This window comes from Rivularia sp. UHCC 0363 (assembly GCF_034931125.1).
GTDB lineage: Bacteria > Cyanobacteriota > Cyanobacteriia > Cyanobacteriales > Nostocaceae > Rivularia.
The window spans coordinates 51,790-70,977 of the sequence record NZ_JAYGHM010000041.1; the positions used below are offsets into that span (position 1 = coordinate 51,790).

The 19,188-nt window shown below is 37.9% G+C and carries 18 protein-coding genes; 9 read left to right on the plus strand and 9 right to left on the minus strand.

The features are described 5' to 3' along the window. Positions 1-76 precede the first annotated feature (76 nt). The 3 genes from VB797_RS21780 to VB797_RS21790 all read right to left on the minus strand — a co-directional run bounded on the left by VB797_RS21780 (position 77) and on the right by VB797_RS21790 (position 3,381). Positions 77-826, minus strand: a complete 750-nt coding sequence (locus tag VB797_RS21780; protein ID WP_323239834.1) for a hypothetical protein — start codon at positions 824-826, stop codon at positions 77-79. Between the two features lie 452 nt (positions 827-1,278). Beyond that, on the minus strand, positions 1,279-2,847 hold the full coding sequence (locus VB797_RS21785; protein WP_416350894.1) for a relaxase/mobilization nuclease domain-containing protein: 1,569 nt from the start codon (positions 2,845-2,847) through the stop codon (positions 1,279-1,281). Positions 2,848-2,943: 96 nt separating this feature from the next. Further along, positions 2,944-3,381, minus strand: coding sequence for a plasmid mobilization protein (locus VB797_RS21790; protein WP_323239836.1), 438 nt, complete (start codon positions 3,379-3,381; stop codon positions 2,944-2,946). A gap of 254 nt (positions 3,382-3,635) precedes the next feature. Here VB797_RS21790 and VB797_RS21795 point away from each other — a divergent pair, with 254 nt between their 5' ends. Next, positions 3,636-3,803, plus strand: a complete 168-nt coding sequence (locus tag VB797_RS21795) for a hypothetical protein (RefSeq protein WP_323239837.1) — start codon at positions 3,636-3,638, stop codon at positions 3,801-3,803. 311 nt (positions 3,804-4,114) lie between these two features. Here the strand turns inward: VB797_RS21795 and VB797_RS21800 are convergent, their stop codons facing one another. Both VB797_RS21800 and VB797_RS21805 read right to left on the minus strand, forming a co-directional pair. Further along, on the minus strand, positions 4,115-4,804 hold the full coding sequence (locus tag VB797_RS21800; RefSeq protein WP_323239838.1) for a hypothetical protein: 690 nt from the start codon (positions 4,802-4,804) through the stop codon (positions 4,115-4,117). 226 nt (positions 4,805-5,030) lie between these two features. Further along, positions 5,031-5,441 (minus strand): hypothetical protein, encoded by a 411-nt coding sequence (locus tag VB797_RS21805; protein ID WP_323239839.1) that lies wholly within the window; start codon positions 5,439-5,441, stop codon positions 5,031-5,033. 559 nt (positions 5,442-6,000) lie between these two features. Between VB797_RS21805 and VB797_RS21810 the strand changes: the two genes are divergently transcribed. Together VB797_RS21810 and VB797_RS21815 are read left to right on the plus strand one after the other, a co-directional pair. Next, positions 6,001-6,453 (plus strand): plasmid mobilization protein, encoded by a 453-nt coding sequence (locus VB797_RS21810; RefSeq protein ID WP_323239840.1) that lies wholly within the window; start codon positions 6,001-6,003, stop codon positions 6,451-6,453. Between the two features lie 54 nt (positions 6,454-6,507). Beyond that, the gene (locus VB797_RS21815; protein ID WP_323239841.1) at positions 6,508-7,035 is read left to right on the plus strand and encodes a hypothetical protein; all 528 of its coding nucleotides are present in this window, start codon (positions 6,508-6,510) and stop codon (positions 7,033-7,035) included. Between the two features lie 67 nt (positions 7,036-7,102). Here the strand turns inward: VB797_RS21815 and VB797_RS21820 are convergent, their stop codons facing one another. Then, positions 7,103-7,729, minus strand: coding sequence for a Uma2 family endonuclease (locus VB797_RS21820; RefSeq protein ID WP_323239842.1), 627 nt, complete (start codon positions 7,727-7,729; stop codon positions 7,103-7,105). A 346-nt stretch (positions 7,730-8,075) separates the two neighbouring features. Between VB797_RS21820 and VB797_RS21825 the strand changes: the two genes are divergently transcribed. Together VB797_RS21825 and VB797_RS21830 are read left to right on the plus strand one after the other, a co-directional pair. Continuing rightward, entirely contained in the window at positions 8,076-8,534 is a 459-nt protein-coding gene (locus VB797_RS21825) for a DUF6932 family protein (RefSeq protein ID WP_323239843.1), read from the plus strand. Beyond that, positions 8,527-9,045 (plus strand): helix-turn-helix transcriptional regulator, encoded by a 519-nt coding sequence (locus VB797_RS21830; protein WP_323239844.1) that lies wholly within the window; start codon positions 8,527-8,529, stop codon positions 9,043-9,045. The genes VB797_RS21825 and VB797_RS21830 overlap by 8 nt, the downstream gene beginning before the upstream one ends. A gap of 140 nt (positions 9,046-9,185) precedes the next feature. Here the strand turns inward: VB797_RS21830 and VB797_RS21835 are convergent, their stop codons facing one another. After that, a complete protein-coding gene (locus tag VB797_RS21835) occupies positions 9,186-11,657 on the minus strand; it encodes a DEAD/DEAH box helicase (protein WP_323239845.1) in 2,472 nt (823 codons plus the stop codon). Positions 11,658-11,817: 160 nt separating this feature from the next. Here VB797_RS21835 and VB797_RS21840 point away from each other — a divergent pair, with 160 nt between their 5' ends. Further along, entirely contained in the window at positions 11,818-11,994 is a 177-nt protein-coding gene (locus tag VB797_RS21840; protein ID WP_323239846.1) for a hypothetical protein, read from the plus strand. 1,471 nt (positions 11,995-13,465) lie between these two features. On the opposite strand, the gene VB797_RS21845 is transcribed toward VB797_RS21840, so the two are convergent. Continuing rightward, positions 13,466-15,703 carry a hypothetical protein gene (locus VB797_RS21845; protein ID WP_323239847.1) on the minus strand — a complete coding sequence of 746 codons (2,238 nt, stop codon included), beginning with the start codon at positions 15,701-15,703 and terminating at the stop codon, positions 13,466-13,468. A 1,068-nt stretch (positions 15,704-16,771) separates the two neighbouring features. Further along, complete coding sequence (locus VB797_RS21850; RefSeq protein ID WP_323239848.1) at positions 16,772-16,960, minus strand: ribbon-helix-helix domain-containing protein; 189 nt, start codon at positions 16,958-16,960, stop codon at positions 16,772-16,774. A 364-nt stretch (positions 16,961-17,324) separates the two neighbouring features. Here VB797_RS21850 and VB797_RS21855 point away from each other — a divergent pair, with 364 nt between their 5' ends. The 3 genes from VB797_RS21855 to VB797_RS21865 form a co-directional block, all read left to right on the plus strand. After that, the gene (locus VB797_RS21855; protein ID WP_323239849.1) at positions 17,325-17,645 is read left to right on the plus strand and encodes a hypothetical protein; all 321 of its coding nucleotides are present in this window, start codon (positions 17,325-17,327) and stop codon (positions 17,643-17,645) included. Positions 17,646-17,761: 116 nt separating this feature from the next. Beyond that, entirely contained in the window at positions 17,762-18,382 is a 621-nt protein-coding gene (locus tag VB797_RS21860; RefSeq protein WP_323239850.1) for a hypothetical protein, read from the plus strand. A gap of 200 nt (positions 18,383-18,582) precedes the next feature. Next, positions 18,583-19,188, plus strand: a 606-nt coding sequence (locus tag VB797_RS21865; protein ID WP_323239851.1) for a hypothetical protein, incomplete at its 3' end; no start/stop codon positions are given.

Genomic DNA, 19,188 nt, shown 5'->3' on the forward strand with positions numbered 1-19,188 from the left:
TTTGAAAAGAGATTAATGATTAAAGTAAAAGGGAAGATTAATGTTCTTCCCTATAAATGCTCAAATCTACGTAAACTTAAACGCTCATTGCAAATACATCTTTACTTTCTTCTTGCAATTCGGAGGGTACTTCTACAGTTGCTTCTTGTGGTAATTGAGCTAAAAACTTGTTATTAACCAATTCTGAATATGTAGCTACATCAGTCTGCCAATTTTCAATAGCTTTGTGGAGATTTTCTTGTTTTTCTTCCTTAGTTTCTCCTTCTAGTTCGTAGGAGAAGCTTCCGTTGAACATTACAATAGGTGTAGAAGTTTCATCTTCTTTTCTCAATGCTGCTTCGCTGATGTTGAGATACATCGAAGCGCGTTCGTATTTGTACACTAAATTCAAAGATGCACGCATTGGCTCAACTCCAACTGAAAGCCATGCTGCATTTGGAGATAGTAAGCTTTCCATATACTTACCTGTTGGATCTTCCTTGTAACCGCGAGGGTTAATGCCAACTGCTTCAATTTCTATGTTAGGTAATGCTTTGACAAATTTGGATGCAATTGAAGCAATTTGTAGTGAGGAAATGTCTCGATCGCCAACTGCTTCCATAAAGATAATACGGTTGGTTTCTGCAACAATACTGATAACGTTGTCGCTTGAGTCAGTGAAGGTTAACTGCGCGTTTTGCTGAGTGTAAACAGGTTGACGTGCTAATTTAAAGTCTTGTGGAATGATACCGCTCAATTGAAGGAATTCGGCATTTACTACTGAAGGGGAGAGCTTGTCACTAGCTACTACAAATACTACGTCTTGAATTTTTATATTCTTGCTCATATTGTTCCTTTAATAGTTGTTTAATTTAATTGCGAACAGCACGTAGAATCTGCACTTCTTTTGAATAAAGAACTGTTAATAATTTATCTATGTGCTTGTAAGTATTGAAACTTGTGTGGAAGTCGTAGGACACAGTATTTACTGTCCTGTTACGAAGGGAGAAGGTTGATTTGAGAATGGGAAATCAGCTTTCTGCCTACTGTTTAGTTGTAATCTTCCTTTGGATAGATAAACATGAGAATATTTACCGAAATTTATCCGGAAAAAGAAATTTCCGTGAAAGTCAGGTTTATATGTGGGTGTTTTTAAAGTTGTTGTGAAGTTGTTCGGGGTTTGTGTAACTCGATGATGAAATTGGTATTTACTATGTGGTAGGTATTCTAGGTGGTTTGTTGTGGTAACGGTAGCTAGGTACGTGTGTTAGTTAGATGCAACTATTATGTTTAGACTCATCACAAATCAATCCCCTCCTCAGAACGATTTAATCCATGCTTACGCTCAAGAAGAAGCTGCTGTCTTTCTTGTTGTGGTGCTTTCATTTTCTCTGTCTTCTTAGCAAATAGGGGAGTTTTCAATTTTTCCTCTTCAAAATCCAAAAATTCTTTCACCTCTTCTGGTGTTAGCCCTTTACCTTGAGGTGGCTTCAAAGGATCTATCGGTATAATAGCAATTGTTTCGCCACTAGTTCGTTTGAGGATATAGTTTTCTTTTTCAAGTAGTAGTGAATGGCGATCGCTCTTATAGTGTTTGCGTTTGTAACCAAGTAGTTCCCAGTATTTGCGGATAACAGACGCAACTTGATTGGCGTACTGCTGTTGTTTGGCTGCATCGTCGGCTTTGGTTGAAAATTCCTGCATCTCAGATTTATCAGTACTTTTAGCCGATATATTAAACTTTTCTAATACTACTTTTTCTAAAGTTGGTTCGGGTTGAGTGGTAGTAAGGGGTTCCCCCCTGCGTTGTTGATTATTAATTTCTCTAATAATGTATATTGCTACCAGCGTACTACCAGCTTCTTTTACAAGATTTTGGAATAATGGTTCTTGACGTAACTTTCTTAACCAATTGTCTTTAGAAGAGGAGCGCTTTTTGGGTTCTTCATGAGTAGGCGTTATTTCTAATGGTTTTTCTACTACGATATCCGCTTCAGAAATAGGTGGATATTTTTCTACTTCAACTTGTTTTTCTACTTCTTGAAAGGCTAACAATACTGCTTCTTTATCGCGTTGTGGTTCGTAGGACAAACCGCGTTTATAAAGCTGATTGATAGAATATCCTCGACCAATTCTTCCACCCGCTATTTCTATACCGTTTAATCTAAAACTAACTCCTTGTATTTGTTGACTCTCTTTAGATAATCGCGGACGGACATATACGTCAAATTCCTTAAGTCTTGTAATGAATTGTGTATAGGAGGGAGAATTTTCTATTACTAAATCAATTCTATCTGCTATTAATTGTCTAACTGATGGTTTTTCCGATTTATTTTTTAATTCTTTGATGCTAGGAGAACGCATCATGTTATCAGTTACTGTTGCTTCTATTCCTAATTCAACAAGCTCCGAAGCTATTCTTTCATTGCTGCAAGGACTTATTTGTAATCCAAATTCTTTCTCTAATTTCCTAGCAGCGACTTCGCTACGATACCAATCCCATGAATCGCTAACTACTTCCCCATCCATCCGGATTCTACTAGCAATAATATGGATATGTTCGTGGCTTTTATCCTCATGACGGGCGATTATAAATAAACTAGAAGCAAGTTCTTCTTCGCCGACGAATTCCATTTCTTGTAGATAACGCGAGCCAATTTGGGCGTATTGCTGGTCAGTTAAATGCTCGTGAAATTCACCTTTTGGGTGGTCAATATCCCTATGTGCAACCGATAAAATCATGTGAGCGCAAGCTTTTTGTAATTGCGGCTTTGCCCGTCGTATTGCTGCAAATTCTCCTGCAAATTCTCGCGGTGTATCGCCGTTCATATTAGTGTGAATAAGGGAAGATTTTTCCTTACCTAACACGTATTGAAGGGTGTTTAAAAAGTTGGAATGTTTAAAGATTTTACTTATCAAGAATGTTTGATATTAAAGATTATATAAAGTTATTTATTATTATTTTTATTGTACATCTATATCTGATTCTTCGGTTGAGATATCAAGGTTTTCTTTCAAGATAGCCCACATTTCTTTATGCAATGAATCTAATTCTTCAACAAGCTTCATTGCATCTGTATTTAGAGATGATTGCTTACCCGATTGTGAAGCTTCTACAACAGTTTTTAGTTGTTTAGTAGTTGCTTTGAGTTGTGCAAGTTGGGCATGAAATTTCCATTGAGAGGCTGTAACTGGTGTGGTGATTTTACGTCTTAAGGAAGCGCGACGAATGTATTCAGAAATCGATAGCTGGCTAATTGAGGCTCGTTTTTTAATGATTTCGTCTTCAGAGGGGGAATAACTCACGGGACGAACAACGCGACTTTTAGCACGGGATGCACTACTCGAACCCGACGATGCATTGGCTACCCGTTTATTCTTTTGATTGCGTTGTTGAGGCATATTTAATTACCTGGTACACCAATACCGCAGCTTCAGCTTAACCAAGGCTTCTGGAGAACGTCAACCTTGTGGCAGCGGGCGGGCAAGCAATGTCTTGGTTACACCAAATATAGCGAAGATGCCAGGAGAGGTTTTTTCTAATGTTCTAGGAAGCTCAATACGCCCACTTTTATACCAATGGTTTGCTAGGGAGAAGAGGGACAAGGCGTGTATAAATTAAACATTGCTTGCATTTATTATGAGGAATACAACGCATGGGACAACATCCGTCACGGGGAAACAATATGCAAGGTGGAAACCACTGTCGGCGCACTCCAATCGTTAACTATATGCAGGCTTCTAGCTGGAATACTGTGGTGATCGTCAAGGTGCAATGGATTCCAAAGTTGTGGAAACGCCCTTATCCACATGGGCAAGCGTAACTGTGACAGATTTAGAACGCTATTACAGACTCCTATAGAAACAAGGAAAGTCATGCAACATACGGGTTTTTCTTAACAAGAATAAAAAATATTTGTCCGCGCAATGTCCATCTTTATCGAATGCAACAACCTGCTAGTTTTGATGAGGATTGGGCGCGTATAAATTAAACATTGCTTGCATCATCAATCATGTTTGAACTGCTTTTATGGCTGCAATACCATTAACCGCAAAGAGGTACATCGTTTTGCCTGTATACGTTAGCGCCGTTAACGATAATTAAGATAGTACTACATTACGGTAAGCATGAGAATTATATTCCCGTTTTGTAGGAATTGTCGTTAACGTCGTCGTTAATGCTATTACTGTAGTCGGATGCATCTTGAATAGCCTGTGTGCAGTCAGCGTTTGCGATTTGGTTGAAGTTACGAATAGTTGTGGTGGCTCGATTATCTTGCGGGAACCACTTTCCACGTCTTTTGTTTGGATGCTTCTTGTGCCACCCGGTTTTTTGCTGCACTAGCTCGTGGAATTGTATGTTTTTCTCCGAGGCTTCTTTTTTGATTTGATTATATTTAAGGTGGTATTTTTCTAGTAAGTGTGTTAAAGTGATTCCCCCATATCGTTCGGCATCATAAATTGTTTCTTTGTACTTTTCAATAACTTTAGTTTCTGGTTGAATATTTTTAATTTCATTTATCAGCGACTGTATCATCGCTTCTAATTTATCCAACCTTTCATTTATTGCATGATTATCAACTATCGGTTTACCATTAGAAAGCGATAATTTATCTTCAAGTGCGGTAATTCGATTGGGAATAGTATCAATATTTTGTTGAAGATACTGCCCAATTGCTTCATTCATTATCTCAGTTTTTGTTAACCCAGTTGCATTAGATAAGGCTTGAATTTCTTGTAACCAAGTAACGGGAATTCTTGCACCGATATTTTCTTTTGGTGGTTCTTTATTATTAGATGCGCTAACGAATGTAGAATCCGTCATATTGTTATAGTTTTTTTATTAAATAAATCTTGTTTATATTCAACCATAATGGGAGTTATTGATATATCAACGCCGGTGTTTCATCATAAATAGCTTCGGCATAAAATATTTATTTTATTGGGTGTATATTCATATCATTATCATTTGCTAGCTCGCATTTCCCATAATCGATTACATCCGTTATTGCGTTTAACGTGATATTGATTAATTGTAAGATATGTGATAATTATTCATCTGATGTATTGGCTGTATTGTCTTCATCATTATTAATTAGTGTAGAGTCGTCGTTTGCATGAGGTACTTCTTCTACTGATGTTTGAGATGTAGTAGTGTTGCTAGTAGTTTTATTTGATTGTTCCGAATCCTTCTTGCTATTTATGTTTTTATTATCTTTTTTAGTATTAAGATAAGAACGGATCGTACTAGGAGCTACAGTGATTCCTTCATCTTTCATAATTTTGGCAATCTCCGAATAGTCGTAGCCAGCATCGATAACTTCTGAAATTTGTTGTTTTAGACTTTCGACAAACTCGCGTAAACTTAAATCTTTAGGATTGTTCGCTTTTTGTTTTAACTTTTCACTAATTTTCTTTACCTTGGTTTCTGAATCTTTGATACGCTGTACTCTTTTGGGCATTGTATTAATTGCATTGCTTGCTAAAACAATTACATCCTAAGAGGCACAACTAAAGAATGTAAATAGTTAGGAGTATTCAAAATAGTTTTTCATAAAAAATATTATCAATATTTACGTGTTCTCACTTATTTTTTTTAAATTAGAATATCAACTCTACGGGTTATCCTCACCTGCCGAGTGTTTGACGATATCAGGAAGCGTACTAAGAATTCTTTCTTCTTAGAAGTCTATATTGATGATGAACGCTCTCTAGGTGGGATAGTATCCGCGACATATACTCCCGTTATAAGAGGGCAGCAAGTGATTGATATAAGGAACCGGGGACTATCTGTTCCTACCGTAAAAATGGGCAATAGTTAACGTGGTTATTAGGAGTGTGTAATACAATTAATCTAGATAAAACAAATAATTTGATATTGATTGATTGAATAATTGGCATCCTCCGTCGTTAATGATTTTAGCTATTTACCATTTGTGTCGGTGGAGCGGGAGATACGCTCTCCGAATATAGTTGTAATGTTTGTCATATGTCCAGATAAAATCGAATTACTGTTAACCTATGCCCGAAGATAACGCGATATCAAAACTAAGAGATGCGATAAAATCTCGCAAAAAGTCTGCCAATATAATTCCAACAGAAGAGCGTACCATCACGATAACTTTTCGAGTAAATTCTTCGGAAAAGCAGCGGTTAGAAGAAAGATGCGAGGGAATTGTGCAAAGTGATTATATTAGAGCAAGGTTATTTGAATACCCACTTCCCCGACGCAAGGTAGTAATGTCTGATATTAATCGGGAGGTGCGCTACGAATTGAAGCGGTTATCGGTTAATATTAATCAGCAGACTAAAGCGATAGATAAAGCTGTGGCATCGGGAATACAACCGCTATTGAAAGATGTTAAAACTTACATCCGAGAACTAAAATCAATTGCTAAATTGATGAAACAAATACGCTCCGAATTAGATGAAAGCGCTTTGGGTGTTACTAAGCATTCGGATATTGATGAATGAATAATGAAAATTTTAGATACTCAACAGTTGATCGATGCTTTCGTTTTGCTGTAAATGAACGGTAGAATTACCAAACACTCTTCGTTTGTGACTGTTACCCGATTGGTATTATCTAAGCTAGGGGGGAAGATAATTGGCGGTAATATGTATGGTGAGGATATTAAGGGCTTGGTGCGAGAGTTTACGATATCGGGAAATTTAGGAAAGAACGTAAAATCACCTTGCTACCATTTGGTATTACATAGAGAAAGTATTGCCTCGCCGAGTGATGATAAATCGGTAGAAATTGCTGAACGTCTTTTGGCTTGCGTGTTCGTATTATCGCAACTTAAAGGAGATTTACGATTAGCTGAAAATCCAGATAAACGCTTATCGGATGAGATGTTATTGCAGTTGATTGATAAATTTATTGATGAAGAATTGGCTGCTTACGATTATTTTGTAGCGATTTCTCCAAGTGGTGATGCGATTCATATTGTTGCCAGTCGGATTAATTTTGTAACGGGTAAAGCTATTGCTACATGGAAAGATAAGCAGCATATGCAACGTGGATTAGAGTTAGTGCAATTAGATGAGCATTGAGTGAGAGAATTAATATTGCGATCACGACTGAAAAGTTTGTGTTCCTGCTTTATGATTGAAGCGTCATTTAATCAATACCAAACCGTAAAATCTGGTTTACGCTCAATTGCAAATCTGGGAATGTTGGTGAGTTAATGATTTCGTCGCCACGAAATTGAGTAAGCTTGTATTCGTCGTCTTCTAGTACATAAACCGATATGGTGGGTTGTTTGGGATTACCAATGAAAAGTTTGCCCCCTAAGCCCTTGTAATCCACAATCCAATATTCCGGAATGCCCATTTCTCCATAATCGGCAAGTTTCTTGAGGTAGTCATCACGCCAATTGGTACTGACAACTTCCACAATTAACTTCACCGAGCTAGCATATTCTATTACCGATTCTTTTTCCCACCGGGTTTCCAAGCCAATAGTTTCTTCATTAAGAACGATGATATCGGGTTCATATCCAGATTTACCACTACGAGGTTTAACGATACATTCTCTGGGAATAAACCATATTCCACGTTTACCAATTTCTCTAACCTTAAAATTGAGTTCATCAATAATAAAACCAGTCAATTTAGAATGCGTACCCGTGGGTTTTGGCATTTCTACGATTTCCCCATCATGTAGTTCGTAACGTACCGTGCTGTTTTCTGGATACCACGCTAGGAATTCATCAAATGTTACTAGTTGCGGTAAAGCTTGTGTCATCGGATTCTCCCGTAGTTTCTTGACTACTGCACGCGAGCGTTTATTAATTATATTTATTGGTATTCTATGCGAACGCTCGTATTTTATTAATTATGAATCAATTATTAATAGCTTTGTTTAAAGATTATCAATTTACCATGATTACTGGAAACATTACACCTTATTAATATTTACAATTAAATAAAAACATTGATTTATTCACTTTCTCTCTAATATATTTTGGCAAATAAAGTTGTAAATCAAATAATTATTGTGATTATTACTTTTACTAACCTTTAATAGAACAATATTTGTACTTACTTTAATGGTATGATTTGGATAAAGTTTTGGGTGCTTTTAATAATTAATGATTCCAGAATTTGATGACAACGGAAATCTACCACCGGGAATATATTTTTGCGATGATTGGGAGGAGTTTAAAGAAAGGTTTGGTTATACAACAAAACGCGCTCAAATGATTTTAGGTATGGAAGATGCAATGGCTTCTTTAAAAGCTGCGGGGTGTCGAATATTTTATATTAATGGCAGCTTTGTGACGAGCGAAACAAAACCAAACGATTTTGATGCTTGTTGGGACCCTGATGCTGTTGATATCAACTACCTGAAAAAGAATTCTCCAACATTATTAAATTTTGCTAACAAACGAGCTGCCCAGAAAGCTAAATATAAAGGAGAATTGTTTCGTTCCGACCAGCCTTTAGATGATACAGGAAAAACATCTTTAGACTTTTTTCAAGGCGATAGAAGAGATAATAGGAAAGGGATTATCGCTATAGATTTATTAAGGTGGGAGCCTGATGATTAAAAATGACTTGGAATATGACGTTACCCTTTCTTGTGTTAATAAGATGGGGCGAGCAATCGCTATGTTAGAACGAGATGAAGATAAGAAGAATAATGACCCAGACACTTGGCAAATTCATTATGATGGCGTTACTTCTCAGCGTCAAGACCTTCAAGAGCAAGTAACCGAATATGAAGTGCTAATTGCCCATAATCCCAAAAACAAGATCGTGCTGCAAATCGAGAGTATGAATGAATTATCCGACTTATTAATTAAGGCGCGGATTGCTTTTAAGATTACTCAAGAAGAACTTGCCTATTTATGTGACTTTACTACCGAACAAATCAAATTATTTGAAGATAAAGATTACCAAAATGCATCCTATGTTGATTTTTTAGCAGTAGCTAATGCTTTGGGAGTTGAGATTGCTGATGGTAAATTTATTGCTAATTTAGATGATTTTTTTAGACAAAGGTTGGCTCATATAAGGTTACAAAATCATTTAGATGATAATATGAAAGCTGCTTCTTGAACTATCAATCGATTTGGGCAGCATGACACGAGTAGTGAATATCAAATGAATGCGTTTACGGAAAATAATCGAATTGTTTCTTCTACTTTCCCCATGTGAATGTAACCGCTGCCACAAGTTTTTACAACATTGCGCTCAAATTAATCCGTATCCTTTGAAGGGAATGCCGAACCATCATCCCAGGCTGGGTCATATTTGTATTTAACGCCGCTCCAATCATGCTCGACTTCATTCTTTTCGGAGTAAGTTGATGGTTGAAATAAAAGACCGTTGAGTGCTTCCCAGTTCCGGTTTTGTTCGGATGGTGAAGATGCGCCACTTGGATGCCCCACCAGAGGCGTATTTATATTCAACTCTTTAGGAGATTGCTTGGGTGGTGAAGTTGGGGACGGCTCTGGTTCTACATTGGGCGGGTTTATTTTTATTTCGTCATTTGTTTGCTTAGATGGTAAATAACTGTTACCCGAACGCTCTATATCCGGTGGGTTTATTTTTAAGAAGCTATTTCGTTGCGATTGTGGTGAAGGCGGTTTTGGTTTTGGCTGGGATTCAAAACGCTTCCAATCTCGATACTTGTTACGCTCAAACCACCTTAGCGATTCCCAAACGATGCTTTTGATATCAAATTCCAGTAATGCAATATAGTTTTGAATTGCTTGAAAACTATTTTTTGCTAACGACTCGCGGATGAAAGATATATGAATATTAATTATGTGCCTATCGGCGGAGTGATAACTTAATGCCTCGGCATAAGCAATACCCAACAAAGCAAGAATACTTTCTTTAATCTTTCTTTGTTTGGGGTCAGAATATCGCATCTCGTTAGCTGCTACTATTTTAATGTAAGATTCCTTCAAATATTCTTTGTCCAATATTTCTTTTTGACCTAAAACCACCCACCAGGGTTTATATTTTAGTAAATTGCTAATTTCTTTATTAACTAATTTAGCTCTTTGCTCATCATTAATATCGTCGCCAGTGTAGCGATTTACAAATGTTTTGCGGGAATAATTTATAGCGCTTTTGAATTCTCTTTCAATGCGATGCTTATTTAATTTCCTATTTTCTGGGGTATCTGGAGTTGTTTGAAGTAAATATCTCCACAATATTTGAACGCTTTCTTCCCAACCTGTAAAATTACCATCAACGTGACCGAATAATAGTCCATCAAACCAGTCTAGCGGAGGATAGTAATCGTATTTATTTTTAAATTTATCTTCTAGTCCATCTAAACCTGTTTGCTTATTAAAACTATTTACAGCACTGGTTTTAAGAAAGTTAACTTGTTTTTTCTGTTCTGGGGTAAGAACTTCTTCAAACTTACGCTTGCGTCTTTTAGCTTTAGGCTTAAAGCCAATGAATTCATATCCGCAGTGGGGACATACAGCAAGAAACTTGTTTATTTCAGATCCGCATTGAGGGCAAGTTTTAGTCTTTTCTGGTGGATCTTCTTTACCGTCGGGACAAAGTTTTAACTCAAAACTCCGCGTAGGCATTCCGATACGCCGTATATTCCCGCAAAAGTCAAAAAACCAGCAATCTTCTTTACCTTTAAATATTCGTAATCCACGTCCACAAATTTGTACCCACAATGCCCTAGATTTTATGGGACGGCATACCAGAATAGCGTTTACACTCGGCTCGTCGAAACCTTCACAAAGAACGCCAACGCTACTAATTAAATGCGTTTTACCCTTACTAAACTCATGAAAAATTACATCGCGCTCCCTTTCCGACGTATCACTAATAATGCATTTAGCTTGAATATCGTGAAGAAGAAACTGTCGTGCTAAATTTTCAGCTTGCTTTACCGTCGCACAAAAGGCGATTGGTTTACGCCATTTCTCTTGAGTTTTATCAAGATATATTTTAACTAGTTCGCGGTTAAAGGAGTCATCGCATACCTCAGCCATACTCGTTTGCGTGAATTCACCGTCGCTACTTTGTAATTTACTTTCATCTATCAAATGGGTGTAAGCAAACTGACGAGCGCGAGATAAGTGACCGCGCTCTATTAATTGGCTGGGATACGGTGCTTTTACTATATTGTCAAAAAATTGACAATACCCTTCTTTATTCTTAGACCTCCAAGGTGATGCAGACAATCCCAAGAAGTCAACTTTTTGATTAAGACACCAAACAGAGCCTGCGTAGGTGTCTAAAATTCGTCGCCAAACTTTGTAATAAGAAGCCGTATGTGCTTCGTCTAAGATAACTAAATCGATATCTGGTGGTAATTCTCGGTTTTGGATGGTTTGTAGCATTGCTATCTGAACCGACTTCGTATAATCGGGCAAAGCATAATCTGCCCAAATAATGCTCGGTTCAATGCCAAAAAAATTATTTAAGGTTTGTTTCGTTTGTTTGACAAGTTTACCGCGATGTACGAGAAATAATACTCTTTTACCTTGTTTCACGTAGTCGCCGATAATCTTGGACGCGATAACCGTCTTACCCGCTCCGGTGGGGGCGTAAACTAGAACGCGCTTTTTACCCTTAGAAAAAAAATTGTAAACATTTTTTATGACTTCTTCTTGATAATCCCGTAGAATCAACTCCTCGGTCTTCGAGGCAATCGCTATAGTATTGTTTTCAATAAATGATTGTGTCATTTATATTTTTATTAACGAATAATTTTTACTACCTCAAACACCCCAAACGCTGTTTAGTTCGTTTTTTTTGTCCGGTATAACACAAGCGCATAAAAAATACTACTTTTAACTTCGACCCTGCGGATAACAACTTGGGAATTCGGATATTGGACGCGAGCGGATGGAACGAGCCTTACAAGCGTGCAAAGCATCAGCATTGGGAAGGCTCGGAAGATATGGAACCCTCTCCGCATTAATAGAGCCGCATTACCGAGCAATAGAACTTGGTTATTTGGATGCATCCGAGCCGGGAAATAGTTCGACTCGCTTGCTTGTAGAAGGGCGAATATTTTTTTGATTCAGATGAAACTTCTGGTTGGATGATTGGAGTAAATGATTTGTTCGATGGTTTACCATGCTACCTGGCGGTTGCATCCAGCTACTAAACAATTGGACAAGACGTATCAATTAAATATAAAAAACCCACATACATATGTAGAGTTTGGGGACTTTTGTTTGTTTCTATTATTTGGATTTATCATCGGGTTTATTTTCGTTTTTAGCTGCGGCTTGTTAGATAGGCTTCATTAGCTATGCGATCGCCTCGAACCCAGCGTTCAATCTTATACATAGTAACGATTATGGCGAAAAATCAATCGTTTTTACTAATTGGCGTTACGCTTCCGTCTGGATGTCTTAGGCAGTTTTTACCATCAATAACTTCAACGAATGCAACACAGGACGGCATGCATTCGTGCCTTTGCATCATCTACAGCTTTCTGAGAAGACAGCATTTAACTCTTCTGTATTCATATCCCAAAACGGTTTGCTTTTTTTACTATCTTCTGAACTCATCGCAATTCCATGTAATTCCATAAGTTACCTCATTTTAACCCGAACGATTTATCACATTCGAGCGTAGCTGCGGCAATAATATTTCTACCTAGATTATCGAAGTGGTTCATTTGTCCCACACCAATAAATTAACTGTTCGATAACGTAATTGCGATCGCTCTTTTCAGATTTATGCTTTTTCTTTATTTTATTGCGTTCGGAGTTCTTCAACTTTTTGATTAAAGATTTTTTCAGAAATTTCATTTCAACTCACTATAACTTTCCGCAGTGGTTGCTAACAAGAATGTAGGTTTTTTATAAATAATTCTGCAATTCTGCCGCTTTTTACATACCTTGTCCACCCACATAACGAACAATTCCACTACCAAATACCGGCAACTGTTGGATACTAACGAGTAACTGTAGGGTACTGCAATTAGATTAGAAATGCATCAATATAGCTACTGTGGGGTACTGTTGGGTGATGGTGGGCTACCGTATTTTGAGTATGAAAAATTGGTAAAAATTAAGTAAAAATTCGTGGTAGAGAATTTAAGTGTATGGCGGATTAAAAAAAAAGAAATAAAGTTGAAATACGTTTTAGTTTTAGCACGTCGTCGATTAATTTTAAATGGAAAAATAAATTAGTCGAGATATATTATCCCAACCAATAATGAAAACTCACAATTATAAATTCATAATTTTCATATGATTTTACAAACCCAGATTTATGTTTCGCAAATCTGATTGTCGGTGAAAGGATAATAATATTGCCGTTTTTACGTAAGAAATGCTTCCAATTTTCGGCAACCGGAATGGTTCCAGTCGCGGCAATCTCTATGGGTTAACCGATACAAAAATTTCAGGCATCGCATGGCGGCTCGTAGTAGAATCGCTACTTTCACCCCACAAACCCGCTCCGAGACGCGGATGGGGCGTGGCGAAAGCTCTTATCAACAAGCGGAAGGTAAGCTATTGATAAGAGCTTTCGGTTGCTATATCCCCAGCCACGGTTTTAAGTCGCTTCGCCTCACTTTTAAGAATGCTCCGCGTTTAGTTCTGACCTTTACAATTGGGCTTTGCCCCACCTCCCAGATTTCTACTTGTTCCCCTTTATAATCACCGTCGCGGTTTAGTCCCGGATACCAAGCCCGCGTGGCAGCTTTCTTGATATGCGCCCGATGATGTGAAGAAAGGGAAGATACTGCTTTAGATAAATCTTCTTCGCGAGCATTTAATACGAGTTTTCCTAATTCGTAAATATTATCCCATGAGGCTAACATCAGCTTTATGAGTGGCCTTCTTAGTTCGGTAGAGGAGCTACTCCCTTCTGGAATTGAGTTCGTATTGCTAACCCGCGTTTCTTGTGTCTCCCAGGGGTCATCAATTACAGCGTCCTGAGAGTTTATCTTGAGATTGTTAGTTTTTACCAGAGCGACCTTAGAAGCTAACCTGTTGCTTATTGAAACGTCTGTATGCTTATGAGTTAGTTGATTGTTATTTTCAACGTCCGCTTTCTGTTCAACCCCATGATTGTTGGAAGAAACGGAGCGTTCCGATTTAGACGACGGTGAATTGTTTTTGTGAGAATAATCCGTTCCAACTTCAGTTGACGAATTGTTAATCTCAACGTCCGCTGTTATCTCAGCCCCATGACTGTTAGTTTCAACTTTATCCACTTGTTTTTGTGCTAGTGGGTTCGACGTTTCAATTTTGTTACGAAAAGTTTCAACTTTATCGATCGCTGTATTGCTACGATTTGTTTCAATTTCATTGATCGCTGTATTGTTACGATTTGTTTCAATGGCAGTTTCTAACTGTGGACCGCTTAGAGTGACGACAACACCAGGAGTACTTTCTGCCCAACGTCGTATATGATCCCGTAGAATTGGCGCATTCCACTGTGCTTGTTTACGAGCAAGCGTTTTTTGTAAATCAGATGATGGTGCTTCTTCCACACCCGATAGCGAGAAAGGCGCTTCTAACCCTTTTAGTACGGGCGCTTCCAACTGAGGTAAGGGTTTAATTGCAACCTGAGAATGTGCTTCATGATAATCAACCGTAATATCAGATGGGGTATTTGACTTACTAGGAAGCGCTATTCGCGTACCACGCTTAATCACCGCATCTAAATTTTCCATCAATTGCCTTACGTTTTCCGGTGTTGGATCGGGAAGGCTTTCAATAAACCAACTCGGTAAAACATTTGCTGAAGAAGCATCACAGCTTTGAGCTTGATTAACTTTTTCTGTAATAGCCCGAACTTCGTTCATAAATTGCGGGAATAGCACCGCCGTGGTCTTCTCACGATTGCGGTAAAACTCGCTATAAGCATTACCGTAAGCGTCAGTCTCCCATTTACCCCCCTGGGGCTTATAGTGAATGGTCGCCCTCCAATTCAAGAATGCGGGGAAGGGCTGAGCGATTGCTATCTCCCATATCTCTTGGACTACATTCTGTTCAATAGTTCGCTTATCTCGAAGTTGCGAATTTCGTAGAGATTTATCTTGATCATTAATTCGCTTTTCCCGTATTTGTGAACTTCGCGGAGATTTGTCTACTTTTGGGATTTTGGGTATAGCCGATAATTGCTTTTTGTCAGTGTTCTGGTCTGGGTAATACTCACTGCTCGCATTTGCTAAATTTTCTTTTTTTCTCTCAAAAGTATTTTCTTCGTCTTTGGTAAGAGAAAGGTTTTCTTTGTATATAGATGAAGATTCCGAATGGAATATCCGGTCGTCGCTCTGGGAATCACCGGATGTTCTAATATGAACATCGGCTTGGTGAGCGGGTTCTAGCGGTTCTTTCCCATTTTCTTCGGGTAAATCATTTTCTTGGTCTTCAAATAGCTCACAGCCGGTAAGCTCTTTGATTTTTTCGACGCATAAAGTAACCCAGGTTGTGTTGTTCCACGAACTAAATCCCACTGGCTTTTCTCCCTTGAGGCTATGCCTCTGCTCCGCAAAAGTTGTTTTTTCAATCAAACCCAGGGAAGCAAGCGCCCTTATCATCTTTCCAAGCTGACTAATTGTTAAGCTCTTTATTTGTGAAATCCATTTTTTATAGGTGTTGTAAATCCAGTGTTTGCCGTCTCGTGTGATATGACCACACCCTTCCTTTTTCAGCCAGTAGTGAAGTTGGCTTAAGAAGATGGCTGCTTCTCCTGGATGAGGAATGCCTAGTTCCCGTAATGCTCCTGCTAAATCTGGGTTGTAGAGTAAGGTGAATTTCATTATCCTACCTCCACGCAATCTGGAAGTGAACGAGCAGTCAACTGAGTAATAATGAAATTTTCTTTTTTCTGGGTAGATACTGTAGGTTTCATTTTTTTCTCCAATTCTTGAGATGTTCCTGAATTGGAGGAGGGTTGCTTTACCACCGTGTGCTTGAATTAGGCTTTATGGCTCGGAGCCGGGATTAATGTCAATTTTTGAGTGACGTGAGTCCGGCACGTTTTGGAACCGCGTTATCAACAGCGATAATTAAAGCTCTTATTTTAGAAAAAATAATGGGAGTATCATCGCTGTCTTGTAGTCCCTGCCTTGCATAGGGTCTGGTGAATTTAACCAATATGAAAGCTACAGAACCAAGATATTTTCCAAAAAATTGACAAAAAAATCCCACCTAACTCATATCTTTTGACAACTTACTGTAGTAAGATATGAGTAAGCACGCAGCGGCGTGGCACAAGTACGTCTTTTGTGTAACTTAGATGTGGAATAAGTTTCTGACGCTCACTACCACTTCTTAGTTGTTTGACGACTTAACCCGCCTCCTGCACCCAAATTTTTAAAAATCATAAAAAAGGTTCAATCCTTTTTTATTCAGGCACACCCAATTACTGGGAATCTATTGCCTGTTTTTTTTGCCCTCCATCAAAATGTAAACTTTTATTTCAGTTAAGTGGTTTCCTGACTTCCCTTATGGTAAGGGGAGAAATTGTCAAGGAAATTACTGAAGATTTCTGCCTTATTGTACATCTACGCAGACTCATAATGCAGTTATTAGAGCAAAAATAATCAGCTAATTTCATCATTTCTCAAGAGCCAAGCTTCACTATATATCTGTATATTCATAAAACTATCCTTTATTGTTAACTGTTAAGCACATTGATTAATGCAAGCATTTTTCCTTCGTTGGTTCAACGTAATGGTGTTATGAAGTGCTATAAAAGCTTCGCCAAAGCTTTAGTTGCGCTTCTTCAACTCGGTGGGTACGAGGGCTTGGAAGATTCAGCCAAGCAAGAAAAAATTAAACGATTGATGTTATTTAACTCCGTAAATTATCTTCATATATGAATACTATTCGCTTTTTTCTTTTCGTAAAGAGGACTTTTTGCTTGGGAAGTCTCCTTTGTCTTTAATTTGATTAATACCTGTTTCGATTAGAAAAGCAGCAAGATTCGCCGTTGGACGACCCTGCAAATCTGCCAAAGCTTCTAAGTCTTCAAAAATCGAATCCGGAACTGTAACTGTGAATCGCTTGCTCACACCATTTTCCATAAAGACTGCATCCTATATAGTACGCGATAGATTACTTTAGAACTAAAAAGCATCTTATAAGACTCTTTCTGTATTCTAATTGTATGCTAAGGTTGTGATATTGTAATTACTTTCATGAAATTTTTCACCCTTTTAAAGCGCTGAAATACAGTCTATGGCGGGAGGTGCAGCCATTTTGTCAACAAGTGAAAACATTAAAACTGCTGCTATGTGGAGGTTATGCACTGTAATTTTTATCAGTGCGTGAGAATTTTTCAGTGCGTTCCCTTCTTACAGCAGCAACCTATACGGTGCGCTCTTGCCTTGCACAATCATCGGTATCAAATATTGACTGTCTTCGGGGATATAAAAAATGAGGTTGTCATCACGTCCATTAAAAGATTTTTACGAGTCCAAATTGGGTAAAAAGATTAGCGATTCTAGCTGGTACAGAATTCAAGACTGCTTGCGTGGAACTTGTGGAGAAGTAACTTACGAGAATTTAGAAACTTACGCGACTATGCGTAAAGCTTGCCAGCGGCTACCAATTCAATTATCAGAATTTGCTCAAGTTTGGCAGGAGGTAGAAACAATCAGGAATTCTAAAGAAGAATTAATTGTTGGAAGTAAATTTAGAAAGATATTGAGCCAAAAAATTCCTTCTTCTATTCCAGATATTACCTTTTATCGTTAGTTTTACCGTGCCGGATTGAATTTTAGAAAAAGGGAAGAATACACACCCTCCGAATTAGTACCAGTCGTAGTCAGTGCATTTTGTTGGTATTTACGCAAATCAAAGGAGCGCTAAGAATGGCTAAAACAGATTTTATTAAACGTATTCAGAAACGATTGTCCGATAAAGGAATCAAAATAAGTAGAAATGATTTAAAAGCTGAAATATCCTCACTTGGTTTTGATTATTCCGCTTTAGGTGAAAAGAATGTTGATACGATTACTCAATTGCTTTTAGACAAACATCTTTCAAAAGAATTAGCGGTATCGGAACCAGAAGAAATTACAGCTGCTCCATCGGACGAGTATCACGCATCTACACCAAATTCAACCGCAATTACCAATCAACAAAAAGAACAATTAATATCAGTACAAGCCCAATCTATGGGTATTTCTCTTAGCGAATCAGAAATAACAGATATTTCTCAAACCGTTAGCGACTCATTCACCGATTTCGTTAATGCTGTAGAAACTATCAACTCATCAATCAAAAATTACGCTCAAAGTAAATTTGATGAAGTTGAGCAAAAAATTGATGCTAGCAATAGCAACCTGCGTGACTATATCAATAACAGAACTACTAGTTTACAAAGAAAGAGTGTAGAAGGAGCTATAACAGCAAAGGAGGTACTAGAGCAAAAAAGCTCTAGTCTTAAAAGCTTCTCCAAAAAGCTCGCAGCAGCATTCAAAACACAGTAAATACTCAACATTTACTGGAGCATTAAAGCTACTATCAATCCTTATTCCTGCTTTATTCCTAATAGATTACTGCTACCAATCGATCAGCTATCACTTCAAATACCAAGCCTACTTAGAAAGAAAAGATAGGGTACAGCAATACCAACAGTGGATGAACTATCAATGCACAGAAATATTAACAGAAGAGAGGATTAATCGTTGTGAAAAATACTGGCAAGCTAAAGAACTTGGTTTCTTCAAAATCTCGCCACCTAGAAAGACAACTACGTGGGAAATTCAACGCTTCCACAAACCTAGTTTATAGAGCATTAATGGGCGACCAAAAAGCACTAAAACTAATCGGTCAAATGGGAAATGACGGAGCCAAAATAAGCGATTTTGCTCCTAAAGTTAAAGACAATATGCTTGCTGCTATCAAAGGAGCAGAAGATTTAAACACAACTCTTGCAGCTATTTATAAACAAGCTGGAGTCAGTGGAGAACGTATCGAACGAGAAATCCAATCAGCCACCCTCGCTGACGATAAACTAGCGAATCAACTAGAAGAATTAAACCTTGACTTTGAAGGAGCTAAAAGTAGAGAGGAATTACGACATAAACAAGCTAAAGAACATATTACATTAAAAGCTTGGGTTGATAGACATATGATGAGTATTGATGGCGAATACAAGATGCTGCAAGAAGAATTAAAAACAGAAGTAAGGCAGCAAACAATTGATTTACAACACGATAAAGAACTAGGTAACTATTATCTTGATGCTGGCGATAATGCTAGAGATGATTTAAAGCCCAAGAAACAATACGCA